Genomic DNA, 23,960 nt, shown 5'->3' with positions numbered 1-23,960 from the left:
CGCCGCATGGAACATGATGCCGATATCCTGATCACCGGGGGCGGGCTGAACGGCCCCGCCCTCGCGCTGGCCCTCGTGCGGGCCGGCTTCCGTGTCACGCTGGTGGATGCGCTGCCGGCGCAGGCGCAGGGGGCCGATGACTTCGACGGGCGCTCCTATGCGCTTGCCCTCGCCTCGGTCCGGCTGCTGACGGCCATCGGCGTCTGGGACAAGGTCGGTGACAAGGCCCAGCCGATGCTGGACATCAAGGTCACCGACGGCCGCGCCGGCGAAGGGCCCGCGCCCTTCTGGATGCATTTCGACCACCGCGAGATCGAGGAAGGCCCGATGGGCCAGATGCTCGAGGACCGCTACCTGCGCCGCGCCTTCGCCGAGGCGATGGAGGCCGCCCCCGGCCTGACCGTTCTGCACGGCGAGACGGTGATCGCGCAGGACCCGGGCGTCGATGGCGTCACCGTCACGCTGGCCTCGGGGCAGAGCCTCTCGGCCAAGCTTCTGGTGGGCTGCGACGGGCGAAGCAGCGGCACCGCCGCGCGGGCGGGCATCAAGCGCACCGGCTGGGACTACGGCCAGACCGCGCTGGTCTGTGCCATCGCCCACGAGCTGCCCCACGAGGGCGTGGCGCACCAGTTCTTCATGCCCCCCGGCCCGCTGGCGATCCTGCCCCTGCCCGGCAACCGCTCCTCCATCGTCTGGAGCGAGCGGCACGGCGCGGCCAAGGCGATCAACGCGCTGACGGACGAGGATTACCTCGCCGTGCTGCGGCCCCGGTTCGGCGATTTCCTCGGCCAGATCAGCCTCGCGGGCAAACGCTTCTCCTATCCCCTCGGCCTGTCGCTGGCGCAGAGCTTCATCGCGCCCCGGGTGGCGCTGATCGGCGATGCGGCCCACGGGATGCACCCGATCGCGGGCCAGGGGCTGAACGCGGGCCTGCGCGACATCGGCGCGCTGGCGCAGGTGCTGGACGAGGCCCAGCAGCGCGGCGAGGACATCGGCGCCGAGACGGTGCTGATGCGGTATCAGGAATGGCGGCGCTTCGACACGGCGACGCTGGCAATGGCCACCGACCTGTCGAACCGGCTCTTCTCGAACGACAACCCGCTGCTGCGGCTGGCGCGCGACGCCGGGATGGGGGCGATCAACGCCCTGCCGCCCCTGCGCCGGGGCTTCATCCGCGAAGCCGCGGGGTTGACCGGCGAGTTGCCCGCGCTGATGCGCTGATCCGGCGGCGGCGCCTCTACATTGCTGCCCCCCTGCGGCGGCCCGGCACCGGGCTGTGGCCCCCGGCCCCGTCGTCTTGCCCCGGTAAATCGGCCCAGTAAATCGGCCCGGTCCGTGGGCCGGTCCTTGGGCCCAGTGCCCTGTTCCAGTCTCCGCCCGTTTCCCTGCCCGTCCCCGCCCCGTCGCTGCACCGTCCCCGCACCGGCGCCTCTGCCCCCTCCCCCGGGGGCAGTGCAGTTGACCCCGCCGCGCCCCGCCTTACCATGCAGGGATCAATTCGCGGCCAAGGAGGCCCGCCCCAGATGTCGCCGTCCGCCCTGCCAGAGCAGGACCTTCACGACCTGATCGCCTGCCCGACCTGCGACGCGGTCTACCACATTGTGCCCCCCGAGAAGGGACAGCGCGCCGTCTGTGCCCGCTGCCACACGGTGCTGATCGCGCCGCGCCGGCGGGCGGGAGAGCAGCTGATCGCCATCGCGCTCTCCATCGTGATCCTCGTGGTGGCGGCGACGCTGTTTCCCTTCCTCTCGATCAACGTGGGTGGGCTGGGGCACGCGGCCTCGGTGCTGGATGCGGCGCTGGCCTTCTCGTCCTCGCCGCTGCTGGTGCTGCTGTCGCTGACCGTCACGGCCCTGATCATCTTCGTGCCCGTGCTGCGGGCGCTGCTGCTGATCTACGTGCTGACGCCCATTGTCCGCGACCGCCCGCCCGCAGATCACGCGATCCGCGCCTTCCGGCTGTCAGAAGCGTTGCGTCCATGGTCCATGGCGGAAATTTTCGCCATCGGCTGTGCCGTGGCACTGGTCAAGATCGCGGATCTGGCGCAGGTCCACCTTGGCCCCGCCTTCTGGATGTTCAGCGCCCTGATGGTGCTGGTGGTGCTGCAGGACAGCTTCATGTGCAGGTACACGGTATGGAAATCGCTGGAAAAGTGAGGACCGCCCGCGAGATGGGTCTGGTGGCCTGCGCGCGCTGCACCCGCGTGTGGCCGCGCGGCACGTCCCGCTGTACCCGCTGCGGGCACAAGCTGCACTCCCGCGACCGGCTGGCGCTGCAGAAGGTCTGGGCGTGGTGGGTCGTGGGGCTGATGTGCTACATCCCCGCCAACCTCTACCCGATGCTGCGCACCCGGATGCTGGCCACCACCTCCGAGGACACGATCATCGCGGGCGCGGTCGAGCTGGCCCATCACGGCAGCTACGGCATCGCGCTGGTGATCCTCGTGGCCTCGGTCCTGATCCCGGTGGGCAAGTTCCTGATCATCGCGGGGCTGGCCTTCTCCGTGCGCCACGGCTCCGCGCTCAGCCCGGAACGGCGGCACCAGCTCTACGAGCTCGTGGAATACATCGGCCGCTGGTCGATGATCGACGTCTTCGTCGTGGCCATCCTGTCGTCGCTGGTGCAGCTGGGAACACTGGCCGCGATCCAGCCCGGTATCGCCAGCCTCTTCTTCGCGCTCTCGGTGATCTTCACCATGCTGTCGGCCCAGAGCTTCGACAGCCGGCTGATCTTCGACGCCGATCCGCCGGTGGAGCCCCCCCTGCCGGGCCTCTCCTCGCTGCCGCCCGTCGCACATGGCGCCTTGGCACATGGCACCGACACCGCTACACATTCTGGCCCCCGCGGGCCCCAAGACCTCACAGAAAGTCCCACACCTTGACCGAGACGACCCCGCCCGACGTGCCGGTACAACCCGCCCGCCGCAGCCTGATCGAACGCATTTCCATCGTCTGGGTGGTGCCCCTGACAGCCCTCGTGATCGCGCTTGCCGTGGCATGGCACAGCTATGCCGACCAGGGCCCGCTGATCGAGATCAGCTTTGACAGCGCCGCCGGCGTGAAGGCCAACGAGACCGAGCTGCGCTACCGCGACGTGCCCGTGGGGCTGGTCGAGAAGGTCTCCTTCTCGGATGCGCTGGAGCGTGTGGTGGTCTCGGTCCGGCTCGACAAGGACATCGCCGATTACGTCGATGACAGCGCCGAATTCTGGGTCGTGCGCCCCGAGGTTAACACGCAGGGCGTGACCGGGCTCGACACCGTGCTGTCGGGCGTCTTCATCCAGGGCATCTGGGACAGCAGCGCGGAGGGGCTGAAGCCCGCGTTCGAGGGCCGCACCGAGGCGCCGCTAAACCGCGAGGGCCGCGAGGGGCTGCGCATCCGCCTGCGGGCCGCGAACGATGCCGGGCTCTCGGAACAGGTGCCGATCGTCTATCGCGGCATCGAGGTGGGTCAGGTCGGCCGCGCCATGGTCTCCGCCGATGGCGCCACGGTCGAGGCCGAGGCCATCATCTACGCGCCCCATGACCGGCTGATCTCCTCCTCGACGCGGTTCTGGGACACCTCCGGCTTCAGCTTCTCGCTCGGGCCGGGCGGGGCCGAGATCGACTTCTCCTCGGTCTCCTCCCTGATCCGGGGCGGTGTGACCTTCCAGACCGTCGTCTCGGGCGGGGAACCGGCCTCGGGCGGCGACATCTTCACCGTCTACCCGGACGAGGGCGCGGCGCGCTCCTCGCTCTTCGGGGACAACGACGGCTCGGGCCGGGCGCTCAACGTCACCGCCATCTTCGAGGAGAACGTCGCCGGTCTCTCGGTCGATGCCCCCGTCGATCTGGGCGGGGTCCGCGTCGGGCGCGTCACCGCGCTGAACGGCATCGTGGACCGCGACCGCTTTGGCGACAACCGCGTGCGCCTCGCGGCCGAACTCCGCATCCGTCCCTCCAAGCTGGGCCTGGAGAGGGGCGCGACGCCGGATGAGGCGCTCGACTTCCTGCGCGATCAGGTGGCGCAGGGGATGCGTGCCCGGCTGGTGACCGCCTCGATCTTCACCGGTGGCCTCAAGGTCGAACTGTTGACCGTCGAGAATGCCGCGCCCGCCGAAATCCGCACCGAGGACGGGGCGAACCCGGTGATCCCCACCACCGCGAGCGAGATCGCCGATGTCACGGCCACCGCGGAGGGCGTCTTCGAGCGGATCAACGCCCTGCCCGTCGAGGAGCTGATGCAGAGCGCCATCGGCGTCATGGACAATGTCAGCCGCCTCGTGGGCAGCGAGGACATCCGCGCGGTGCCCGGCGAGGTGCGCGGCCTGCTGGGCGAGGCCCGCGGCTTCGTCGGCAACGAGGACCTGCAGGCTCTGCCCGGCGAGCTCTCGCAGACCGTCGCGCAGCTGCGCCAGCTGACCGCGCAGCTCAACGAACAGGACGTGGTGGGCCGGCTGGTGGCCGCGGTCGACACGATCAACACCACGGTCGGCAGCTTCGGCGCCGCCGCCGAGGGGGTCCAGCCGCTGATGGATCGCCTGAACGCCATCGCCGCCAAGGCCGAACAGGTGCCGCTTGATCAGCTCGCCACCGATCTGGACGCGCTGCTGCAAAGCGCCGATGCCCTGATCGACACCGATGCCGCCCGCGCCCTGCCGGCCGATCTCTCCGCCGCGCTGGACGAATTGCGCCAGCTGGTCGGCGAGATGCGCGAAGGCGGGCTGGTCGAGAACGCGAACCAGACGCTGGCCTCGGCCCGTCAGGCCGCCGACAACATCGCCAGCGCGGCCGAGGACCTGCCCGCGCTGCTGGACCGCACGCAGGCCCTGCTGACGCAGGCCGGCAGCACGCTGCGCACCTATGACGGGCGCGACGGCGTGGGCCGCGACGTGACCCGCGCGCTGCGCGAGGTCGAACGCGCCGCCGCCGCCGTGGACTCGCTGTCCCGTGCCATCGAACGCAATCCCAATTCGCTGCTCTTCGGGAGATGACCTGATGCGTATTCTCGCCCCCCTCCTCGCGCCCCTTCTCGGCGCCGCCCTGCTGGCCGGCTGCACCTCCACCGCGGAGCGCTTTGCCGTGCCCGCGCCCGCCGCCCCGATGGAACGCCAGTCCATCGCCTACCGCTCGGTCGAGCTGCGCGAGGTCTCGCTTCCGACCTATGCCGCCTCCGAGGAGATCTACATGCGCGACGCCTCTGGCGCGCTGACCTCCTCGCCCTCGCTGCTGTGGGCCGATGACCCGGCGCGCGCCATGACGCTGGAAATGGCCCGGTTGATGGGGCAGGCCACCGGCGCCCGCGTGGCGCCCGAGCCCTGGCCCTTCCGCGACCGCGCGGGCGCCATCGTCGAGGTGCGTGTCGAGGAGATGCAGCCCGGGACCGACGGCAGTTTCCGCCTCTCGGGCCAGTATTTCGTGGCCTCCGACAGCGGCACCCGCGACCGGTCGGGCACCTTCGCCCTCGTGCAGAGCTTCGATCCCGCAGGGGGTGCGAGCGCCGTGGCCGCAGCCCGCGGGGCCGCCGTGCGCGACCTCACGGCCCAGATCGCCCGCGACGGGTTGCGCTGATCTCGCGATGATCCTGGCATCCGGCGCGGTCCACCGCGCCGGTACGCCGCCTGGGCCTCAGCCCAGGTATTGTGCCGCCGGGGCCTCAGCCCAGGTAATGCGCTGCCTGGTCCTCAGCCCAGGTCCTGCGCCGCCTGCCCCAGCAGAGCCAGCCCGGCATCGATGCGATCTGCCTCGATGTAGGAAATCCCCAGCCGCAGGAACCGCCCCTGCCCTTCCGCATCGGTGAAGCTGTCGCCCGGCTCGGCCAGCACGCCCTTCTCCATGGCGCGGCGCACCAGCTCTCCCGCCTCTAGCCCCGCCGGCAGCTCCAGCCAGACCGAGGAGCCCCCGGTCGAAGGCGCGCGCCGGAACTCCGGCAGATGCCGCGCGCAGCCCTCGGTCACGATGTCGAACCGCTGTTGCAGCGCGCTGCGCAGGTTGCGGATCAGGGTCAGGTAGTGCCCCTCCGCCAGGAAGATCCCCGCCGTCCGCTGGTTGTTCAGCGGGGCCGAGCGGTGGATCATGCGACGCAGCCAGCGCGCCTCCTGCACCAGCGCCGCATCGGCCACCATGAAGCCCAGCCGGACCCCGGGGGCCAGCACCTTGGACATGGTCCCGAGGTAGGCCACCCGCCCGTCACGGTCCTGCGATTTCAGCGTCAACCCGTCATCGGAAAAGGCGGTTTCGCCCTCGTAGTCATCCTCCACGATGATCGTGCCGTCACGCCGTGCCCGGTCGAGGATATCGACCCGCCGCGCCGGCGACATGGTCACCATCGAGGGACAGTGATGCGCGGGCGTCAGCACCGCGAGGTCGAGCTTGCCCGCCTGGTCCAGCCGCGCGCCCTCGTCGTCCACCGGCAGGTCGACCATCTCGCAGCCCTCCGAGCCGAAGATGAAGCGCGAATCCGGATAGCCGGGGTTCTCGCACCCCACCCGCGTGCCGGGCCGGGCCAGCAGGCGCGCCAGCAGGTAGAGCCCCTCCTGCGCGCCAAGCGTGATCAGGATCTCCTCCGAGCGGGCAAAGATCCCCCGCTGCGGCAGGATCTGGCTGCGGATCTGCTCCACCAGCAGCGGATCGTCCTCCACCGCGCGGTCCGCCGTCCACCAGTCGATCGCCGCCCGGCCAAGGGCGTCGCGCGAACAGGCCCGCCAGGTGTTGATCGGGAAGAGCCGCGGGTCCACCTGCCCGTAGACGAAGGGATAGGCATAGTCCTGCCAGTTCGCGGGCTTCTGGAAATGGCGCATCATCGAGGGCCTGAGCCGCAGCCGTGCCGACCAGTCGATGCCCGCCTGAGGTCGGCTTGGCTCCGCCGCCTCGCGCAACTCGCGCTCCGCCACGAAATACCCCTGCCGCGGCACGCTCTCGAGGTAGCCGCGCGCCACCAGTTCCTCGTAGACCGCCGTCACCGTGTTGCGCGCGATCCCCAGGCGCCCCGCCAATTGCCGCGAGGGCGGCATCTTCTGGCCCGGTGTCATCTCGCCGCCATGGATCGCCTCGACGATCGACCGGCGCAGCTGCGCCTGGATCGGCTCGTCGCTTTCGCGGGTGATGGCAGTCAGAAGGGACATGTTTCCTTGGGGTCCGAGGGGGGGCTGAGAGGGCTCCGGCGTCTGCTCCTGATCCTCAGAAAGCGCCCTCTTGGCAAGCCGCTATCTCGGGCCCCTCTGCGTCACGCGGCAATCTGCCCATGTTTTACGCGGGTTTTGTACGGCCGTGGCCCAATGGCTTCCCCCTGTCTGGCACTGGTTCGGCGCGGATCGCGCGCGTTCTCTGGGGCCAGAGAGACCCATTCCAACCGGAGATTCGCATATGTTGGACAACGACATTTCCCGCGTGGTCGCGGCGGACCGCGCCCATGTCTGGCACCACCTGACCCAGCACAAGCCCTTCGAGACCGGCGAGCCGCGGGTCATCGTCGAGGGCAAGGGCTTGCGCGTCTGGGACCAGGCGGGCCGCGAATTCCTCGACGCGGTCTCCGGCGGCGTCTGGACGGTCAACGTCGGCTACGGCCGCGAGAGTATCGCCGACGCGGTTCGCGACCAGCTGGTGAAGCTGAACTACTTCGCCGGCTCCGCGGGCTCGATCCCCGGCGCGCTCTTCTCGGAGAAGCTGATCTCCAAGATGCCCGGCATGAGCCGCGTCTACTACTGCAACTCCGGCTCGGAGGCCAACGAGAAGGCCTTCAAGATGGTCCGCCAGATCGCCCACAAGCGCTACGGCGGCGAAAAGCACAAGATCCTCTTCCGCGAGCGCGACTACCACGGCACCACCATCGGCGCCCTCTCCGCCGGCGGCCAGCCCGAGCGCAACGCCCAATACGGCCCCTTCGCGCCGGGCTTCATCGAGGTGCCGCACTGCCTCGAGTACCGCGCCCATGACCAGGGCTGGGGGGACCTCTCCGGCGAGGCCTACGGCCGCCGCGCCGCCGATGCCATCGAGGAGGTCATCCTGCGCGAGGGCCCCGAGACCGTGGGCGCCCTCTGCCTCGAGCCGATAACCGCCGGCGGCGGCGTGATCGTGCCGCCGAAGGGCTACTGGGAGCGCGTGCAGGAGATCTGCCGCAAGTACGACATCCTGCTGCACATCGACGAGGTGGTCTGCGGCCTGGGCCGCACCGGCACCTGGTTCGGTTACCAGCAGTTCGGCATCGAGCCGGACTTCGTGACCATGGCCAAGGGCGTCGCCTCCGGCTACGCGGCCATCGCCTGCTGCGTCACCACCGAGAAGGTCTTCGACCTCTTCAAGGACGATGCCGCCGATCCGCTGAACTACTTCCGCGACATTTCGACCTTCGGCGGCTGCACCGCCGGCCCCGCCGCGGCGCTCGAGAACATGCGCATCATCGAGGAGGAGAACCTGCTCGAGAACACCCAGAAGATGGGCGAGCGCCTCACCGCCAACCTCCTCGCCCTGCAGGAGAAACACGCGGTGATCGGCGAGGTCCGCGGCCTCGGCCTGTTCCAGGGGGTCGAACTCGTCTCCGACCGCACCACGAAGGAGCCGGTGCCCGAGACGCAGGCCCAGCAGGTGGTGGCCGAATGCGGCGCCCAGGGGGTGATCATCGGCGTCACCAACCGCTCGCTGCCGGGCCTCAACACCACGCTCTGCCTCAGCCCCGCGCTGATCGCCACCGCCGCCGACATCGACCAGATCACCGCTGCCATCGACGTGGCGCTCACGAAAACCTTCGGCTGACCCGGCCCACACCGACACGACAAAGGCCGGGGCAGGTCCCCGGCCTTTTCCATTCGGCCCTTTTCCATTCGGCCCTTTTCCATACGGCCTATCCCATTTCCGTTTCCCAAATATCCTCGGGGGGAATTGGCCCGCAGGGCCAAGGGGGGCAGACAGCCCCCAACCCCGCCCGCCGCAGGCGCCCCCGCCGACCGGCCCGAAGGGCCGATCCGCGGGGCCTCCCCCGGTCAGGCCCTGCCCCGCCTCCGAAACCGGCACCGCGGCGCCTGCGCGGCACCTTCCCCCGCGCCCCTCTTGCCACGCCGCCCCATTGCGCCTTTCCTGTGCCCGACATCAGACGCCGGAGGACCCATGTCGCCCAAGACCCCCGATCTCGAGACCCTGCGCCGCCTCTATTCAAACGAGGAGACCGGCGTCTTTCACGACCCGCGACTGAAGGCTGCCGCCGATGGCGTGTTCCAGACTGGCGGGCGGCGCAAGTGGCCCTTCGCCGACATCTCGACCCTGCTCGATGCGCCCTACCGCCCCGAGGTGATGGAGGCGCTGCTGGCGGGCGCGCCGGTGGAGGACCTCGACGTGGCGCTCGTGGGCGTGCCGATGGATCTCGGGGTGACCAATCGGGCGGGTGCGCGGCGCGGGCCCAAGGCGGTGCGCGACATCGAGCGGGTCGGCCCGTGGAACCGTGTGCTGGACGTGGTGCCCGGGCAGGTTCTGAAGGTGGCAGACATCGGCGATGTGCCGATGCAGAGCCGCTACTCCCTCGACCAGTGCCACGCGGATATCGAGGATGTCTTCACAAGGCTCTGCGCGGCCGGCATCACGCCGCTCACCGTGGGCGGGGACCATTCGATCTCGCGCCCGATCCTGGCCGCGCTGGCCAAGGAACACGGGCCGCTCGGCATGGTGCATATCGATGCCCATGCGGATACCTCGGGCGTCTACGAGGGGGCGAAATTCCACCACGGCGGTCCCTTCCGGCAGGCGGTGCTGGAGGGCAGCCTCGATCCCGCGCGCACGATCCAGATCGGCGTGCGCGGCGGCTCGGACTTCCTGTGGGAGTTCTCGCACGCCTCGGGCATGACCGTGCTCTACGCCGAGGAGGTGATGGAGATGGGCATTCCCGCGGTTCTGGCCCGCGCGCTGGAGGTCGTGGGTGAAGGGCCGACCTATGTCAGCTTCGACGTGGACAGTCTCGACCCCGCCTTCGCCCCCGGCACCGGCACGCCCGAGATCGGCGGGCTCGCCCCGCGCGAGGTGCAGGCGCTGATCCGCGGGCTGAAGGGGATCGACATGAAGGGCGGCGACGTGGTCGAAGTGGCGCCCTCCTACGATCCCACCAACGTCACCGCACAGGCCGGGGCGCAGATGCTCTTCGAGATGCTGAGCGTGCTGGCCGCCGGCCGCTGATCCGGCGGGTGGACCGGACCGGTCGGGCTCCGGCCTGACCGCAACCTGAGCCCGGGCCTCCCCCGGCCGGACTGCCGGGGACGGGCCGGGGCCCACGCCATCGGGTCTCGCCCGGAGCGCCGGGATCGGCTATCGAGGGGCACCGCAAGAAGGAGCCCCGCGATGACCCAGACGATCCTGCTGCTGAACGGCCCGAACCTGAACCTGCTGGGCCAGCGCCAGCCCGAGATCTACGGCCATGAGACCCTCGAGGACGTGGCGCGGATCGCCCGCGACGCCATGGCGCCCGGCTTCGACCTGCGTGCCGAACAGTCGAATCACGAGGGCCAGCTGATCGACTGGATCCACGAGGCCCGGCACGGCGCCTGCGGCATCGTGATGAACCCCGGCGCCTTCACCCATACCTCGGTCGCGATCCTCGATGCGCTGAACGCCTTCGAGGGACCGGTGATGGAGGTGCATATCTCCAACGTCCACAAGCGCGAGAGCTTCCGGCACCATTCCTACGTCTCGCTGCGCGCCGAGGGCGTGATCGCGGGCCTCGGCGTGGAAGGCTACGCCGCCGCCGTGCGCCGGATCTGCCAGCTCGTCACGGCCTGAGCCAAGCGCCCAAGAATTTTAAGAAAAATTCTTGGGAAAATTCTTCCTGAAGAATTTTCGCCCGGGGCCGCGCGGGTGGTGCTCCGTGGTCAGGCCGCTGGACCGGGCCATGGCTGCGGCGCTCTCCGGAAAATTCGAATTTTCCGAACCGGAATTTTGCAAAATTCCGTGGGGGGCTCTGCCCCCCTTGCGCGGCTGAGCCGCGCAAGTCCCCCGGAGTATTTGGGGAAAGATGAAGGACATGACGCAGGGCTGAACGACAGGACCCGGCTGCACGCCGGGTGTCTGGCCCCGTGGCAGCTGTCCCTTGCCGTGCCTGGCCCCGCGCCGGACCAGATGTCAGGCGTCGAGGGCGCGCGCCTCTTCCACCAGCATGACCGGGATGCCGTTGCGGATCGGGAAGGCCAGGCCCGCCTTGCGGCTGATCAGTTCCTGCGCCTCGGCATCGTATTCCAGCGTGGTGTGGCTTTCGGGGCAGACAAGGGCCTCCAGCATGCGGCGGTCGAAGAGCGGCGCAGCAGGTGCTGTTTCGGTGCCGGACATGGCGGCGGTCTTGGTCATTGCATGATCTCCGTGTCGTCGCCCCCGCGGAGCGCGTATTCGATGAGCGTCACCAGCGTTTCGCGCCGGGTGGACAGGGACGGCGCCTCGAGCAGCGCCTGCTTGTCTTCGGGGGCGAAGGTCAGCAGCATCGAGAGCGAGTTGATCAGCAGCTCGTCCTCTGCCTCCTTCAGCGTGTCCCAGTCGGTGTCGAGGTTGCGCGCCTCGAAATAGCGCGACAGCTTGTCGAAGAACGTCTTGCGGTCGAAGCCCGGATCGCGGTCCGGCGCCCCGAGGTCCCGGTCGAAGCCGGCCCAGTCCACATCGGCGCGGCGATAGGGGGCGAAGCCCTCGATCTCCTGCCGGATGCGGAACCGCGAGATCCCCGTCAGCGTGATCATGTAGCGCCCGTCCTCGGTCTCGGAGAACTGTGTCACCCGCCCGGCGCACCCGATCTGGTGCAGACCGTCGTCCTCGCGTCCCGGAACCTCGTTCGGCTGGATCATCGCGATCAGCCGCTGCGGGGTCTTCAGGACGTCCTCGAACATCTGCAGGTAGCGCGGTTCGAAGAGGTGAAGGGGCAGCCGCGACCGAGGCAGCAGCAGCGCCCCGGTCAGCGGAAAGATCGGAACCACGTCGGGAAGATCGGCATATCGCATCATGAAGGGTGAGCTAGGCCGATCCCCGTCTCAGGCAAATATCATCGAGCTGAGTTTCCGGCGTCCGCTCAACACGATGGGGTCTTTCGGGGACAGCGCATCGAAGATCGTGAAGAGCTGCGTCTTGGCGGCAGCCTCGTTCCACTCGCGGTCGCGGCGGAAGAGCTCCAGCAGCTGGTCGACGGCTTCCTGCACCTTGCCGTTGGCATAGAGCGCCTGTGCGAGGTCGAACCGGGCCTGAAGGTCCGCGGGATCGGCCTCGACCCTGGCGGTCAGTTCCCCCACGGGGCCTGCACCCGCGGCCTGTTTCTTCAGCTCCAGCTGGGCATGGACCGCTTCCAGTTCGGGCGCCTTCGAGATCTCGACCGGGGCCCCGTTCAGGACCGCTTCGGCCTGCTCCAGATCGTCGAGCGCGATATGGGCCTTCACGAGGCCCGCGTAGGAGGCCGCGTTCATCGGGTCTTCCTGCAGGATCGCGGCAAAGGTCTGGGCCGCGTCCGCGATGGCGCCCTGCTCCAGCATTTCCTCGGCGGCGGCCACGGCCTCGGCGAGACCGCCGTCTTCGCCGTCTCCCGCGAGCGCCGCGATCTTGTCCACGAAGGCCTGCACCTCGGACCCGGGCAGCGCGCCCTGGAAGCCGTCCACCGGCTGGCCCTGGAAGAAGGCATAGACCGTCGGGATCGACTGGACCCGCATCTGGCCCGCGATCATCTGGTTCTCGTCCACATTGACCTTGGCCATCTTCACCTTGCCGCCCGCGGCGTTCACCGCGGCCTCAAGCTGGGGGCCAAGCTGCTTGCAGGGCCCGCACCAGGGGGCCCAGAAATCGACGATCACCGGGACCTGCTGCGAGGCCTCGACAACCTCGGCCATGAAATTGGCCTCGGTCACGTCGGTGACGTAGGTTTCGTTCTGTGCGGCGTCGTTCTGACCGAATTCAAGCATCGTCCGCTCCTCGTATCTGGTTGGCCCCTATATGCGTCCCGTCTGACCGGAAATCAAAGGGGGATCGTCAATTTGCCGTCCCGGTGCGCCCCGGCGTTGTCCCGGGGGACCGGGCGTGTCTCAGAGATCGAAGGTCGCCAGCACCGGACAGTGGTCCGAGGGTTTCTCCCAGCCGCGGGCCTCGCGCAGGATCGCGCTGGAATGCGCCGCGTTCGAGATGTCCGGCGTGGCCCAGACGTGATCGAGGCGGCGGCCCTTGTCGGCGGCGTCCCAGTCCGGCGAGCGGTAGGACCACCACGAGTAGAGGTTGCCCTGCGGGATGTCCTGCCGGGTGATGTCCACCCATTTTCCCGCCTCCTGCGTCTCGGCCAGGGCCTCGACCTCGACCGGCGTGTGGCTCACCACCTTCAGCAGTTTCTTGTGATCCCAGACATCATCCTCACGCGGGGCGATGTTCAGGTCGCCCACGAGGATCGCCTTCTCCGGTGCGCTGTCGCGGAACCAGTCGCGCATGCCCGTCAGGTAGTCGAGCTTCTGGCCGAATTTCTCGTTGATCTCGCGGTCGGGTTTGTCACCGCCCGCGGGGACATAGAAGTTGTGGATCGTCACGCCGTTCTCCAGCCGCCCGGCGATGTGACGGGCGTGGCCGAGGCTCGCGAAATCCATGTCGCCCCTGTCCTCGATCGGCAGTTTCGACAGGATCGCCACGCCGTTGTAGCCCTTCTGGCCCCGGGCGATCATGTGCTCGTAGCCGGCGGCGCGGAAGGCCTCGACGGGGATCTTGTCCACCGGGGACTTGCACTCCTGCAGGCAGAGCACGTCGGGACCGGAATGGGCGAGAAACTGCAGCACCAGCGGCTCGCGCAAGCGGACCGAGTTGATGTTCCAGGTGGCGAGGGTGAAGGACATGGCGGGCCTGCTCAGCTGTCTGCGGGGTCGGAATCCGGGGTAGCATCCGCCTGACCGGAAGGAAAGCCGCGCGGCGCTTAACCGCCCGGTAGGAGATTGGCGCTATCCGGAACGGGAAGGAGATGCCCGTGCCCGATCTTCGCGTGATGCTTGCCGCCCTCACCCTCTGCCTCGCCGGTCCGGTGCTGGCGCTCGTGTCGCTGCCGCCCGTGCGGGAGGGGCCGGTCCTCGTGATCGCCCTGCCCTGGCTGGACCGGGGCGCGGCGATCCTGCGCGCGGGCGGGCATGAGGTGGGGGTCCTACAAGGCGCGCTCGCGTCCCTGGCGCAGGGCGACGATCCCGGCTTTGCCGGGCGGTTGCGCCGCGCGGGCGGATATCTGGTGGTGGACGGCCGCGCCGTCGCCGCCCTGTGCGGAGGTGGCGCATGACCACGACGAGTTCCGAGTTTCTCACGGCGCAGGCCCGCGCGACGCAGCGTGTCGCATGGGCTGCCGCCGCCCTTGCCCCGGTCGGCCCCGTGGCCGCCTTGCTGGTGGGCAACGCGCCGCTGCCGATCCTGCTCTTCGCCCTTCTGGCGGGCGGGCTCGCGCTCTACGGCGCACGGGCGGGCGGGGCCACCGGGCGACAGCTGGTGGCGCTCGGCCTCGTGGCGCAGGCGATGGCCTTCACCGCCGCGCTCGCCGGGCACCTCTGGCAGCTCGACAGTCACATGCTCTTCTTCGCCCTGCTGGCGATCACCATGGCCATGGCCGATGCCTCGGTCATCATCGTCGCCGCCGGGGTCATCGCGGTGCACCACCTCGCCCTCGTGCTTGTGCTGCCCGCGCTGGTCTACCCGGTGCAGGACAGCCTGTGGGAGAACCTTGAGCGCGTCGCCCTGCACGGCACGATCGTCGTCATGGAGGCGACGGTGCTCTACCTCGCGATCCAGCAGCGCTACGCCCTCGATGCGCGCGCGGCGGAGGCCGATGCCGCCTCCCGCGCCGCAACGCTGCGCGAGGCCGAGCAGACCGCGCTGGAGGCGGAGCGCCAGCAGATGGTCGTCGATGGTCTCGGGCGGGCGCTGCAACGGCTGGCGCAGCGCGATCTGTCGGTCGCGATCGACACCCCCTTCGACGCGACCCACGAGAGCCTGCGCAAGGACTTCAACCACGCCACGGAGGAGCTGCGCGAAACGGTGCTGCAGGTGATCCGCAACGCCTCTGCCGTTTCCGACGATACCGACGCGATCGCCACGGCCTCCAACAACCTCGCGCAGAGGACGGAACGACAGGCGGCCTCGCTTCAGGAAACAGCGACCGCGATCAAGGAGATTTCCCTGAACGTCCACAGCACCGCCACCGCGGCCCGCGACGCGGCAGAGGCCGCAGGCGAGGCGCAGGCGCGCTCAGCCGCCTCGGACGAGGTGGTCCAACGGACGGTTTCGGCCATGGCGGCGATCAAGTCGTCCTCTCTGGAGATCACCAACATCATCCAGGTGATCGAGGATATCGCCTTCCAGACCAACCTGCTGGCCCTCAATGCCGGGGTCGAGGCCGCGCGCGCCGGCGAGGCCGGGCGCGGCTTCTCCGTCGTGGCGACCGAGGTGCGCGCCCTGGCCGCACGCTCCTCCACCTCGGCGCGGGAAATCGGCGAGCTGATCTCCACCTCCTCGGATCATGTGAAGAGCGGCGTGGCGCTGGTGAACGAGATGGGGGGCGCGCTGAAGCGGATCGCTGAATCCGTCTCCAACGTGGCCGCGCTCGTGTCCCAGATCGCGGAGAGCGCGAACGAGCAGTCCAGTTCCATCGCGCTGATCGATGAGACCATGAAGGAGCTCGACCAGGTGACCCAGCAGAACGCCGCCATGTTCGAGGAGACCAACGCCGCCTCCACCGCGCTGAGCCGCGAGGCAGAGCAGTTGTCGAACCTGATGCAGAGGTTCCGGACCGGCGAGGCCCCTGCCCGCGCTATGGCCCGGGCGCCCCTCCCGGTGCGGGCGATACCGGCCCCCGCGACACGGCGCGTCGTGAACAGCCCCGCGCCCGTGGCGGATGACAGCTGGAGCGAGTTCTGACCTCGGAAGCGACAGATATTCCGTCGCGGCAGCGGGCCGACGGTGGCAGCGGCTCCAGGCCGACCGAGCTCCGGCAGAGGCGGAGCCAAGTCGGAACACTTCGGCCAAGATGAAGAGATTCGCGGAAGGCGCGCACACTTTTTACGTGTATCCATCCCGACACCCGGTCCGCCCGGGCAGCAAAGCCAGCCAAAAGCGGTGCCAAACCCCCAATAAAAAAAGACCCGGGCACAGGGGCCCGGGCTCAGTCCAACAGGGAGGTTGCATGTCATGACCCGGACATGCGCGGGAACTCAATTACGTGACGTTGACATATATCTAGCACATTCACGTTCAACCTGTCAGGTCCGGATTTCCTGACCCTCTGGTAAAAATGTCACGCGACCAGCCGATAGCCGCCGCTCTCCGTCACCAGCAGCCGCGCGTTGGAGGGATCGGGTTCGATCTTCTGACGCAGACGATAGATGTGGGTCTCCAGAGTGTGGGTCGTCACCCCGGCGTTGTAGCCCCAGACCTCGTGCAGCAGCACGTCGCGGGCGACGACGCCCTCGGTCGCGCGGTAGAGGAACTTGAGGATGTTGGTTTCCTTCTCGGTCAGCCGGATCTTGCGGTCATCCTCGGTCACAAGCAGCTTCATGGCGGGCTTGAAGGTATACGGCCCAAGCTGGAAGACGGCGTCTTCGCTCTGCTCGTGCTGGCGCAGCTGCGCGCGGATGCGGGCCAGCAGCACGGGGAACTTGAACGGCTTGGTGATGTAGTCGTTCGCGCCCGAGTCGAGGCCCAGGATCGTGTCCGCATCACTGTCATGGCCGGTGAGCATCAGGATCGGCGACTTCACCCCCTGCTTGCGCATCAGCCGGCAGAGCTCGCGCCCGTCGGTATCCGGCAGGCCCACGTCGAGGATCACCAGGTCGAAGAGCCCCTCGCGCACCTTCTGCATGGCCTCACTGCCCGATCCCGCCTCGAAGACATCGAAATCCTCGGTCATCACGAGTTGCTCGGAGAGGGCCTCGCGCAGGTCCTCGTCGTCATCCACCAGCAGGATCTTCTTGAGTTGGGGCATCGGAGTCATCCTTGTTTCGTCTTGAGCGACAGATGTTTGCGCACCCTGCCGGGGACAAGAATTGTGATAGTGCTCTCACGCGGACGTGTCCCTGCGCCGGTGAATGTTTCAAATTCTCCGGCAAGTCGCTACATGGAGGCGAAGCAAAGGACCCCGCCCATGTCATTCCGGCCCGATCTCATCGACCTGCTGTCCCGTGCCCGGGGCGACCTGCGGCTTGGCCTCGGCGTGGTGCTGGCCGGGGCGGAGCGCTGCCACCTCATGCTGGCGATCGAAACCCTGAGCCCGGACCGGCTGGCGGCCCTGCGCGCCCTTGGCGGGCGCCCCGAGATCGCGCTGACCGTCCGGCGCGCCGAGACTCTGAAGGCGCGGGTCTACGATGGCGATGTCGCCCGCCTGCCCCTGCCCGACGAGGCGGACCTTGCCTGGCTGGTGGGCCTTGCCGACCCCGCGGACGACCTGATGCGCCCGATGAAGGGCCCGCTGCGCGCCCTGCGCGAGGGCGATGCGGCAGCGGCGCGGCTGGCGCTGAAGCTGGCCAAGACCGCCCGGCTGCTGCCGGCGGCCCTGCTGCTGGAGATCCCCGAGGGCCACCGCTTCGCCGCCGAGACCGGCCTGACCCTGATCGACGCGCCCCGCGCGACGGAGCTCCTGACGCGGTTCTCGCCCCTGCACCCGGTGGTCAATGCCCGCGTGCCCATGGAGGCCGCAGAGGCCGGGCGGCTGCATGTCTTCCGCCCCGAGGATGGCGGCCCGGAACATTATGCCGTCGAGATCGGCCGCCCGCCGCGGGATGAACCGGTGCTGGCGCGGCTGCATTCCGCCTGTTTCACCGGCGACGTGCTGGGCTCGCTGAAATGCGACTGCGGGCCCCAGCTGCACGGCGCGCTGACCCAGATGGGCGAGGCGGGTGCAGGCGTTCTGCTCTACCTCAACCAGGAGGGGCGCGGGATCGGGCTGGCGAACAAGATGCGCGCCTATTCGCTGCAGGACCAGGGGTTCGACACGGTGGAGGCGAACCATCGCCTCGGCTTCGAGGATGACGAGCGCGACTTCCGCCTTGGCGCGGCGCTGCTGACGCAGATGGGGTTCCGCGCGGCCCGGCTGCTGACCAACAACCCGGCCAAGATCGCCATGCTGGAGAAGAACGGCATCGCCGTGACCGAACGCGTCCCGCTGCAGGTCGGACGCAACCGCCACAACGCGGCCTACCTGGCGACCAAGGCCCGCAAATCGGGACATCTGCTGTGACGACATGGATCCTCGGCCATCGCGGTCTGCTGGTAGAGGGGCGTTGGCTGCCCTGCACGATCGGGCGGGGTGGCAAGACCTCGGACAAGCGCGAGGGCGACATGGCGAGCCCGCGCGGGCTCTGGACGGTGACGGGCCTGCTGTATCGTCCCGATCGGATGGCGTGCCCGGCCCCCTGGGCACAGCCGATCCTGCCTGGCGACCTCTGGTCCGACGATCCGGCACGGGCGGAGTACAATTGTCCCGTGCGCGCCCCCTATGCGGGCTCGCACGAGGAGCTGCGCCGGGCAGACCCGCTCTATGACCTCGTGATGATCACGGACTGGAACGCGGAGGCCGTGCCGGGCAAGGGCTCGGCGATCTTCCTCCACCAGTGGCGCCGGCCGGGCTATCCGACCGCGGGGTGCCTCGCCTTCCGGCGGGACCGCGCGCGGTGGCTGGCGGAACGGGCGCGGCCGGGGACGCTGATCAGGGTCGGATGACGGCGCGGCCCCGGGGAGGACGGAGGCCTCCGGCGGGGATATTTTCCAGCGAAAGATGAGAGGGCGCCGCATGTCGGACAGGGCGGCACGGGACGCGGGGCCGGGGCGCCTCCGGCGGGGATATTTGGGAACAGTGGATGCGGGGGGCGCCGCGAGACAGGAAGGCCGCGCCCGGGGCGCGGCCTTTGGGGTGTCAAGTTGCGGGCCGCTCAGACGAGGCCGGCCCCCTTGAAGAGCGCCATGACATCGGTCTCGGGGCGCGCACCGTAGTGGGAGATGACCTCGGCCGCGGCGATGCAGCCCATGCGGCCCGCGGTTTCCAGCGAGGCGCCGGTCGCGAGACCGTAGAGGAAGCCCGCCGCGAACTGGTCGCCTGCGCCGGTGGTGTCCACGGGGGTGATCGGCGTCACGGGCACGACGACTTCCTCGTCGCCGCGGGCCAGCAGCACATCGTGGCCGGAGCGGGTGCAGACCATCAGGCCCACCTCGGAGACGGCCTTTTCCACCACGGTGCCGAGGTCATCGCTTTCGTAGAGCGAGAGCCACTCCTCCTCGTTGCCGATGACGAAGTCGAGTTCCTGCACCAGCTTGCGGAAGTCGGCGCGGTGCCGGTCGACGCAGAAGGGATCGGAGAGCGAGATACCCGCCATGCCGCCCGCGTCGCGGCAGGCGCGGGCCGCCTTGGTGAAGGCCGCCTTGCCCTTGTCCTTGTCGTAGAGATAGCCCTCGAGGAAGAGCAGCTTGGCGGCGGCGGGGACGGCCTCGTCCACGTCGTCGGGGCCGACCTCGGAGGAGATGCCGAGATAGGTGTTCATCGAGCGCTCGCCGTCCGGACTGACGAAGATCATCGAGCGCGAGGTGGGCAGGTCGCCGCCCGCCACGGGGGCATTGACGAAATCGGTGCCCTCCTTGGTCATGCTCTCGGCGTAGTAGGCGCCAAGATCGTCATCGCGCACACGGCCGATGAAGGCGGTCTTCAGCCCGAGCGCCCCGGCGCCCGCGACGGAGTTGGCGAGCGAGCCGCCGGGGGCCTGCCAGCGGTTCTCCATCGCGTCGTAGAGGGCTTCGCCGCGCTCTGCCTCGACCAGTTGCATGATGCCCTTCTGGATGCCCATGCGGTCCAGGAAGGCGTCATCGCTCTGGCTGATCACGTCGACGATGGCATTGCCGATGCCGACCAGGTCGTACTTCGTCATGTCAGGTTCTTATCCTCGTAGTCACAGAGATCGCGGATCAGGCAGGTGCCGCAGAGCGGCTTGCGTGCCTTGCAGACGTAGCGGCCGTGCAGGATCATCCAATGGTGCGCATGGAGCTGGAAATCGGCGGGAATGTTGTCCTCGATCGCCCGTTCCACGGCGACCACATCCTTGCCCGGCGCGATGCCGGAGCGGTTGCCGAGGCGGAAGATATGGGTATCCACCGCCTGCGCCGGATAGTGCCACCACATGTTCAGCACCACGTTGGCCGTCTTGCGGCCCACCCCCGGCAGCGATTGCAGCGCCGCGCGGGAATTGGGGACCTCGCCGCCGTAGTCCTCGACGAGGATACGGCTGAGCTTGATCACGTTCTTCGCCTTCTGGCGGAAGAGGCCGATGGTCTTGATATGTTCGACGAGGCCCTCTTCACCGAGGGCCAGCATCTTCTCGGGCGTGTCCGCGATCGGAAAAAGCGCCCGGGTGGCCTTGTTCACCCCTGCATCGGTGGCCTGCGCCGACAGCGCGACCGCCACCACGAGGGTATAGGCATTTGTATGGTCCAGTTCCCCCTTGGGTTCGGGCTCCGCCGCGTGGAAGCGGGTGAAGATCTCGCGGATCACCTGGTAGGGGAGTTGCTTGGCCATCGGGGGTTCTATGCCCTGTCGGGGGCGCACGGGCAAGGCGGGGCGCGGTTTTGCCGCCGCCCCTGCCCTGCCTGCGGGCCGGTTGCCTATTCTGCCGCCATGGGCAGTGCTGGTGGCGCACGGTCTGCCAGAACGGGGAAACGTGCAAGCCGCCTTTCACCGCGCCGGGGTGCGACGTCCGGACGCCGGGTCTTCGCGACGCCATCCGGCGCGCCCTCGGACCTGCGGGCGGGAGACGGAAAAAGGCCCGCGTGGGGGGCGCGGGCCTTACGAAACCATCAGGGGTGGCGCGGCGCGCTCACTCCGATTTGTAGGTCGGGTGGAACAGCCCGGCGGGCGAGAGCGTGAAGATATCGCACCCATCCGCCGTGACGCCCAGCGAATGCTCGTACTGGGCCGAGAGCGACTTGTCGCGGGTCACCGCGGTCCAGTCGTCGGCAAGCACCTTGGTGTCGGGGCGGCCGAGGTTCACCATCGGCTCGATGGTGAAGAACATGCCTTCCTCCAGCACGGCCCCGGTGCCCGGGCGGCCGTAGTGCAGCACGTTGGGCGGCGCGTGGAACACCTGCCCAAGGCCGTGACCGCAGAAGTCGCGCACGACGGACATGCGCTGTGCCTCGACATAGGTCTGGATCGCGTGGCCGATGTCGCCGAAGGTCCGGCCCGGCTTCACCGTCTCGATGCCGATCATCAGCGCGTCATGGGTCACCTGCAGCAGGCGCTCGGACTTGCGCGAGAGCTTGCCGGCCACGTACATGCGGCTGCTGTCGCCGTACCAGCCATCGACGATCACCGTGACATCGATGTTCAGGATGTCGCCATCCTTCAGCTTCTTGTCCCCCGGGATCCCGTGGCAGACCACGTGGTTCACCGAGATGCAGGAGGCGTGCTGGTAGCCCTTGTAGCCGATCGTGGCCGACACCACGCCGGGGCGCGCGTCGATCATCTCGGTGATCTTGCGGTCGATCTCGCCGGTGGTCTGGCCCGGGAAGATGAACTCGGGCAGCGCATCGAGGATTTCGGCCGCGATCCGGCCTGCCCTGTGCATGCCTGCGAAATCCGCCTCTTCGTGGATGCGGATGCCGTCCCGTGTCATGCGTCCTGAATGCTTGGTTTCCAACGTCGTACTCCGTTCAATTCCCTTATATATAAACCAGCAAAGCCCCATGTTAAAGGGCTCCGGCATAGCGTCGCTGCAGGGCAGCATCGCGAAGAGGTCAACAAGGGGTCAACTCTGTGCGAAGGGCAGCGGCCGGTTCAGCCGCACCGCCTCGGGGGTGATCGTGCAATCGAGGGCCATGAACTCGACCCCGGCCGCGGCGGCGACCTGCGCGGCGGCGGCATAGGCCGGGTCGATGTCGGCGGCAAGGGTGACCCGCGTGGCATCGGTGCGCTGCACGAGGTAGAGCATCACGGCCCGCTGCCCGCCCTGCGCCACCAGCGCCAGTTCCTCGAGGTGCTTGCGGCCCCGCGCGGTCACGCTGTCGGGGAACTCCGCCAGACCGGGCTGGCGGCTCAGGGTGACGGATTTCACCTCGACATAGGCATCGGGGCGGTCGGCGCCCTGGAGCAGGAAGTCGATGCGGCTGTTCTGTCCGTATTTCTGCTCGGGCCGGACGGTATCGTAGCCGGTGAGGCCCGGCACGTCGCCCGCCATCAGCGCGGCCTTCAGCGCCCGGTTCGGCAGGGCCGTATCGACGCCGGTGAAATGGCCCGCGCCATGGTCCACCAACTTCCACGCCCATTTCAGCTTGCGCTTGGGATCGTCGTTCGGCTCGACCCAGATGCGCATGCCTTCCTCGGCGAGGCCCAGCATCGAGCCGGGGTTGGCGCAATGGGCCGTCACCTCGCGCCCGTCGTCGAGCCGGATGTCGGCCAGGAACCGCTTGTAGCGGCGGATCAGGGTGGCGGGCACGAGAGGGGTTTGAAAGCGCATGACCGGGGCCTATACCCTTCTCAAGTCCCACTCAAGGAGACGGAAATGTCCAAGAACCCCACCGCCGCCATGCTGGTCATCGGAGACGAGATCCTCTCGGGCCGCACCCGCGACAGCAACATGCATCACCTCGCGCAGGAGCTCACCAAGATGGGCATCGACTTCTGCGAGGCCCGGTTCGTCCGGGACGAGGCGGAGGACATCATCGGCAACGTCATGGCGCTGTCGGATGCCTATGACCATGTCTTCACCTCGGGCGGCATCGGCCCGACCCATGACGACATCACCGCCGATTGCATCGCCCGGGCCTTCCACCGCCACATCGACGTGCGCGACGACGCCCGCGAACTGCTGGAGGCGCATTACGCCCGCTCCGGTGCCGAGGTGACCGAGGCGCGGCTGCGCATGGCCCGCATCCCCGACGGCGCGCGCCTGATCGAGAACCCGGTCTCCGTCGCGCCCGGTTTCACGGTCGAGAACGTGCATGTCATGGCCGGCGTGCCGGCGGTCTTCGAGGCCATGGTCGCCTCGGTCCTGCCGACGCTCACCGGCGGCCAGCCGCTCCTGTCCCAGAGCCTGCGCATCCAGCGCGGCGAGGGCGAGATCGCGGGCCCGCTGCGCACGCTGGCGGAGGAATATCCCGACCTGTCCATCGGCTCCTACCCGTTCCAGCAGAACGGGGCCTATGGCGCGAATATCGTGATCCGCGGGCAGGACGGTGCACAGGTCGGCGCGGCAATGGCGAAACTGTCGGACATGTTCCCGCAATGAGCACCCTGCTCGACGGCTGGCCGGGCGCCACGGCACCCGACGCGGAGGAGGCCGCCCTGCTGGCGGCCCTCAACGCCACCTGGCCTGCCGCGCGGCTCTGGTCCTGCGCGGGCTTCACGCTGCGCGACGGGGCGGGCGGCGGCAAGCGGGTCTCGGCTGCCACCGCCGGGCCGGACGCCACTTCCGAGGGGATCGCCGCGGTCGAGGCCGAGATGTCGGCCGCGGGCCAGCGTCCGCTTTTCATGATCCGCAAGGGTGATGCCGCGCTGGACGCGGCGCTGGAGGCGCGCGGCTACGGCATCGTCGATCCGACCTATATCTACAGCGCCCCGATCGACCGCGTGGCCTCCGCCCCGCGGCCCGAGACCGACGCCCGCACCATCACCATCTGGGAGCCTTTGGCCCTGATGGAGGAGATATGGGCCGAGGGCGGGATCGGACCGGACCGGCTGGCGGTAATGCACCGCGTCCGGGGCACCAAGACCGGGCTTCTGGGCCGTCTGGGCAACGAGCCGGGCGCGGCGGGCTTCGTCGGCCTCCATGACGGCATCGCCATGCTGCACGCGCTGGAGGTGCTGCCCACCCGCCGCCGGGGCGGCATGGGCCGGGCGGCCACCATCGACGGCGCGGCATGGGCGGCGAAACAGGGCGCGACCACCTTCGCCCTGCTGTGCACGCGCGGGAACGCGCCTGCGAATGCGCTCTATACCCGGCTCGGCATGGACGTGGTGGGGCAGTACCACTACCGTCAGGCACCTGCCGCGGAGGGCTGA

23 protein-coding genes and 1 pseudogene are annotated in these 23,960 nt (G+C 68.9%); 14 read left to right on the top strand and 10 right to left on the bottom strand.

Annotation, left to right across the window (positions count from 1 at the left end):
- Positions 1–6 precede the first annotated feature (6 nt).
- The 5 genes and pseudogenes from ACX9MO_RS10715 to ACX9MO_RS10695 all read left to right on the top strand — a co-directional run bounded on the left by ACX9MO_RS10715 (position 7) and on the right by ACX9MO_RS10695 (position 5,548).
- The gene (locus ACX9MO_RS10715; protein WP_462211833.1) at positions 7–1,221 is read left to right on the top strand and encodes an FAD-dependent monooxygenase; all 1,215 of its coding nucleotides are present in this window, start codon (positions 7–9) and stop codon (positions 1,219–1,221) included.
- A 302-nt stretch (positions 1,222–1,523) separates the two neighbouring features.
- Positions 1,524–2,156: a paraquat-inducible protein A gene (locus tag ACX9MO_RS10710; protein WP_462211832.1), complete on the top strand. Its 633-nt coding sequence runs from the start codon at positions 1,524–1,526 to the stop codon at positions 2,154–2,156.
- Between the two features lie 14 nt (positions 2,157–2,170).
- A pseudogene (locus ACX9MO_RS10705) lies at positions 2,171–2,740 on the top strand (paraquat-inducible protein A); the annotation flags it as partial.
- 137 nt (positions 2,741–2,877) lie between these two features.
- Positions 2,878–4,971: an MlaD family protein gene (locus ACX9MO_RS10700; protein WP_462211831.1), complete on the top strand. Its 2,094-nt coding sequence runs from the start codon at positions 2,878–2,880 to the stop codon at positions 4,969–4,971.
- Between the two features lie 4 nt (positions 4,972–4,975).
- Positions 4,976–5,548: a PqiC family protein gene (locus ACX9MO_RS10695; protein WP_462211830.1), complete on the top strand. Its 573-nt coding sequence runs from the start codon at positions 4,976–4,978 to the stop codon at positions 5,546–5,548.
- A gap of 113 nt (positions 5,549–5,661) precedes the next feature.
- On the opposite strand, the gene pdxR is transcribed toward ACX9MO_RS10695, so the two are convergent.
- A complete protein-coding gene (pdxR, locus tag ACX9MO_RS10690; protein ID WP_462211829.1) occupies positions 5,662–7,101 on the bottom strand; it encodes a MocR-like pyridoxine biosynthesis transcription factor PdxR in 1,440 nt (479 codons plus the stop codon).
- Positions 7,102–7,342: 241 nt separating this feature from the next.
- Here pdxR and ACX9MO_RS10685 point away from each other — a divergent pair, with 241 nt between their 5' ends.
- From ACX9MO_RS10685 to aroQ, 3 genes are all read left to right on the top strand, one after another.
- A complete protein-coding gene (locus tag ACX9MO_RS10685) occupies positions 7,343–8,728 on the top strand; it encodes an aminotransferase family protein (protein ID WP_462211828.1) in 1,386 nt (461 codons plus the stop codon).
- Between the two features lie 351 nt (positions 8,729–9,079).
- Complete coding sequence (speB, locus tag ACX9MO_RS10680; protein WP_462211827.1) at positions 9,080–10,135, top strand: agmatinase; 1,056 nt, start codon at positions 9,080–9,082, stop codon at positions 10,133–10,135.
- Positions 10,136–10,297: 162 nt separating this feature from the next.
- Entirely contained in the window at positions 10,298–10,735 is a 438-nt protein-coding gene (aroQ, locus tag ACX9MO_RS10675; protein ID WP_462211826.1) for a type II 3-dehydroquinate dehydratase, read from the top strand.
- A gap of 339 nt (positions 10,736–11,074) precedes the next feature.
- Here aroQ and ACX9MO_RS10670 read toward each other — a convergent pair whose 3' ends face one another.
- From ACX9MO_RS10670 to ACX9MO_RS10655, 4 genes are all read right to left on the bottom strand, one after another.
- Positions 11,075–11,296: a Trm112 family protein gene (locus ACX9MO_RS10670; protein WP_462211825.1), complete on the bottom strand. Its 222-nt coding sequence runs from the start codon at positions 11,294–11,296 to the stop codon at positions 11,075–11,077.
- A complete protein-coding gene (locus ACX9MO_RS10665) occupies positions 11,293–11,937 on the bottom strand; it encodes an LON peptidase substrate-binding domain-containing protein (protein WP_462211824.1) in 645 nt (214 codons plus the stop codon). The genes ACX9MO_RS10670 and ACX9MO_RS10665 overlap by 4 nt, the downstream gene beginning before the upstream one ends.
- A gap of 27 nt (positions 11,938–11,964) precedes the next feature.
- Complete coding sequence (locus ACX9MO_RS10660; protein ID WP_462211823.1) at positions 11,965–12,879, bottom strand: tetratricopeptide repeat protein; 915 nt, start codon at positions 12,877–12,879, stop codon at positions 11,965–11,967.
- Positions 12,880–12,999: 120 nt separating this feature from the next.
- Positions 13,000–13,788 (bottom strand): exodeoxyribonuclease III, encoded by a 789-nt coding sequence (locus ACX9MO_RS10655; RefSeq protein WP_462211822.1) that lies wholly within the window; start codon positions 13,786–13,788, stop codon positions 13,000–13,002.
- A 128-nt stretch (positions 13,789–13,916) separates the two neighbouring features.
- On the opposite strand from ACX9MO_RS10655, the gene ACX9MO_RS10650 reads away from it, so the two are divergent.
- Together ACX9MO_RS10650 and ACX9MO_RS10645 are read left to right on the top strand one after the other, a co-directional pair.
- Positions 13,917–14,216 (top strand): hypothetical protein, encoded by a 300-nt coding sequence (locus ACX9MO_RS10650; protein WP_462211821.1) that lies wholly within the window; start codon positions 13,917–13,919, stop codon positions 14,214–14,216.
- Entirely contained in the window at positions 14,213–15,844 is a 1,632-nt protein-coding gene (locus ACX9MO_RS10645) for a methyl-accepting chemotaxis protein (protein ID WP_462211820.1), read from the top strand. Before ACX9MO_RS10650 ends, ACX9MO_RS10645 begins: the two co-directional genes overlap by 4 nt.
- A 376-nt stretch (positions 15,845–16,220) precedes the next feature.
- Here ACX9MO_RS10645 and ACX9MO_RS10640 read toward each other — a convergent pair whose 3' ends face one another.
- Entirely contained in the window at positions 16,221–16,907 is a 687-nt protein-coding gene (locus ACX9MO_RS10640; RefSeq protein WP_222495460.1) for a response regulator transcription factor, read from the bottom strand.
- 159 nt (positions 16,908–17,066) lie between these two features.
- Between ACX9MO_RS10640 and ribA the strand changes: the two genes are divergently transcribed.
- Both ribA and ACX9MO_RS10630 read left to right on the top strand, forming a co-directional pair.
- Positions 17,067–18,158 (top strand): GTP cyclohydrolase II, encoded by a 1,092-nt coding sequence (gene ribA / locus ACX9MO_RS10635; protein ID WP_222495459.1) that lies wholly within the window; start codon positions 17,067–17,069, stop codon positions 18,156–18,158.
- Positions 18,155–18,640, top strand: a complete 486-nt coding sequence (locus ACX9MO_RS10630) for a L,D-transpeptidase family protein (protein ID WP_462211819.1) — start codon at positions 18,155–18,157, stop codon at positions 18,638–18,640. Before ribA ends, ACX9MO_RS10630 begins: the two co-directional genes overlap by 4 nt.
- 209 nt (positions 18,641–18,849) lie before the next feature.
- Here ACX9MO_RS10630 and ACX9MO_RS10625 read toward each other — a convergent pair whose 3' ends face one another.
- The 4 genes from ACX9MO_RS10625 to sfsA form a co-directional block, all read right to left on the bottom strand.
- Positions 18,850–19,836, bottom strand: coding sequence for an adenosine kinase (locus ACX9MO_RS10625; protein WP_462211818.1), 987 nt, complete (start codon positions 19,834–19,836; stop codon positions 18,850–18,852).
- Positions 19,833–20,480 carry an endonuclease III gene (gene nth / locus ACX9MO_RS10620; RefSeq protein WP_222495455.1) on the bottom strand — a complete coding sequence of 216 codons (648 nt, stop codon included), beginning with the start codon at positions 20,478–20,480 and terminating at the stop codon, positions 19,833–19,835. The genes ACX9MO_RS10625 and nth overlap by 4 nt, the downstream gene beginning before the upstream one ends.
- A 298-nt stretch (positions 20,481–20,778) precedes the next feature.
- Complete coding sequence (map, locus tag ACX9MO_RS10615) at positions 20,779–21,576, bottom strand: type I methionyl aminopeptidase (RefSeq protein ID WP_409996995.1); 798 nt, start codon at positions 21,574–21,576, stop codon at positions 20,779–20,781.
- Between the two features lie 132 nt (positions 21,577–21,708).
- Positions 21,709–22,416 carry a DNA/RNA nuclease SfsA gene (gene sfsA / locus ACX9MO_RS10610; protein WP_462211817.1) on the bottom strand — a complete coding sequence of 236 codons (708 nt, stop codon included), beginning with the start codon at positions 22,414–22,416 and terminating at the stop codon, positions 21,709–21,711.
- 45 nt (positions 22,417–22,461) lie between these two features.
- Between sfsA and ACX9MO_RS10605 the strand changes: the two genes are divergently transcribed.
- Positions 22,462–23,187 (top strand): competence/damage-inducible protein A, encoded by a 726-nt coding sequence (locus tag ACX9MO_RS10605; RefSeq protein ID WP_222495450.1) that lies wholly within the window; start codon positions 22,462–22,464, stop codon positions 23,185–23,187.
- Complete coding sequence (locus ACX9MO_RS10600; protein ID WP_462211816.1) at positions 23,184–23,960, top strand: GNAT family N-acetyltransferase; 777 nt, start codon at positions 23,184–23,186, stop codon at positions 23,958–23,960. The genes ACX9MO_RS10605 and ACX9MO_RS10600 overlap by 4 nt, the downstream gene beginning before the upstream one ends.

This window comes from Pseudooceanicola profundus (genome assembly GCF_054919315.1).
This window is presented reverse-complemented; position numbering and strand designations above follow the sequence as displayed.

What these genes read in the sequence shown, in the direction of transcription:
- ACX9MO_RS10695 (WP_462211830.1), top strand. Translation starts at nt 4,976, where the DNA reads ATGCGTATTCTCGCCCCCCTCCTCGCGCCCCTTCTCGGCGCCGCCCTG.
- sfsA (WP_462211817.1), bottom strand. Translation starts at nt 22,416, where the DNA reads ATGCGCTTTCAAACCCCTCTCGTGCCCGCCACCCTGATCCGCCGCTAC.
- aroQ (WP_462211826.1), top strand. Translation starts at nt 10,298, where the DNA reads ATGACCCAGACGATCCTGCTGCTGAACGGCCCGAACCTGAACCTGCTG.
- speB (WP_462211827.1), top strand. Translation starts at nt 9,080, where the DNA reads ATGTCGCCCAAGACCCCCGATCTCGAGACCCTGCGCCGCCTCTATTCA.
- ACX9MO_RS10715 (WP_462211833.1), top strand. Translation starts at nt 7, where the DNA reads ATGGAACATGATGCCGATATCCTGATCACCGGGGGCGGGCTGAACGGC.
- ACX9MO_RS10640 (WP_222495460.1), bottom strand. Translation starts at nt 16,907, where the DNA reads ATGCCCCAACTCAAGAAGATCCTGCTGGTGGATGACGACGAGGACCTG.
- nth (WP_222495455.1), bottom strand. Translation starts at nt 20,480, where the DNA reads ATGGCCAAGCAACTCCCCTACCAGGTGATCCGCGAGATCTTCACCCGC.
- ACX9MO_RS10625 (WP_462211818.1), bottom strand. Translation starts at nt 19,836, where the DNA reads ATGACGAAGTACGACCTGGTCGGCATCGGCAATGCCATCGTCGACGTG.
- map (WP_409996995.1), bottom strand. Translation starts at nt 21,576, where the DNA reads ATGACACGGGACGGCATCCGCATCCACGAAGAGGCGGATTTCGCAGGC.
- ACX9MO_RS10600 (WP_462211816.1), top strand. Translation starts at nt 23,184, where the DNA reads ATGAGCACCCTGCTCGACGGCTGGCCGGGCGCCACGGCACCCGACGCG.
- ACX9MO_RS10665 (WP_462211824.1), bottom strand. Translation starts at nt 11,937, where the DNA reads ATGATGCGATATGCCGATCTTCCCGACGTGGTTCCGATCTTTCCGCTG.
- ACX9MO_RS10605 (WP_222495450.1), top strand. Translation starts at nt 22,462, where the DNA reads ATGTCCAAGAACCCCACCGCCGCCATGCTGGTCATCGGAGACGAGATC.
- ACX9MO_RS10710 (WP_462211832.1), top strand. Translation starts at nt 1,524, where the DNA reads ATGTCGCCGTCCGCCCTGCCAGAGCAGGACCTTCACGACCTGATCGCC.
- ACX9MO_RS10660 (WP_462211823.1), bottom strand. Translation starts at nt 12,879, where the DNA reads ATGCTTGAATTCGGTCAGAACGACGCCGCACAGAACGAAACCTACGTC.
- ACX9MO_RS10645 (WP_462211820.1), top strand. Translation starts at nt 14,213, where the DNA reads ATGACCACGACGAGTTCCGAGTTTCTCACGGCGCAGGCCCGCGCGACG.
- ACX9MO_RS10655 (WP_462211822.1), bottom strand. Translation starts at nt 13,788, where the DNA reads ATGTCCTTCACCCTCGCCACCTGGAACATCAACTCGGTCCGCTTGCGC.
- ACX9MO_RS10670 (WP_462211825.1), bottom strand. Translation starts at nt 11,296, where the DNA reads ATGACCAAGACCGCCGCCATGTCCGGCACCGAAACAGCACCTGCTGCG.
- pdxR (WP_462211829.1), bottom strand. Translation starts at nt 7,101, where the DNA reads ATGTCCCTTCTGACTGCCATCACCCGCGAAAGCGACGAGCCGATCCAG.
- ribA (WP_222495459.1), top strand. Translation starts at nt 17,067, where the DNA reads ATGTCATTCCGGCCCGATCTCATCGACCTGCTGTCCCGTGCCCGGGGC.
- ACX9MO_RS10685 (WP_462211828.1), top strand. Translation starts at nt 7,343, where the DNA reads ATGTTGGACAACGACATTTCCCGCGTGGTCGCGGCGGACCGCGCCCAT.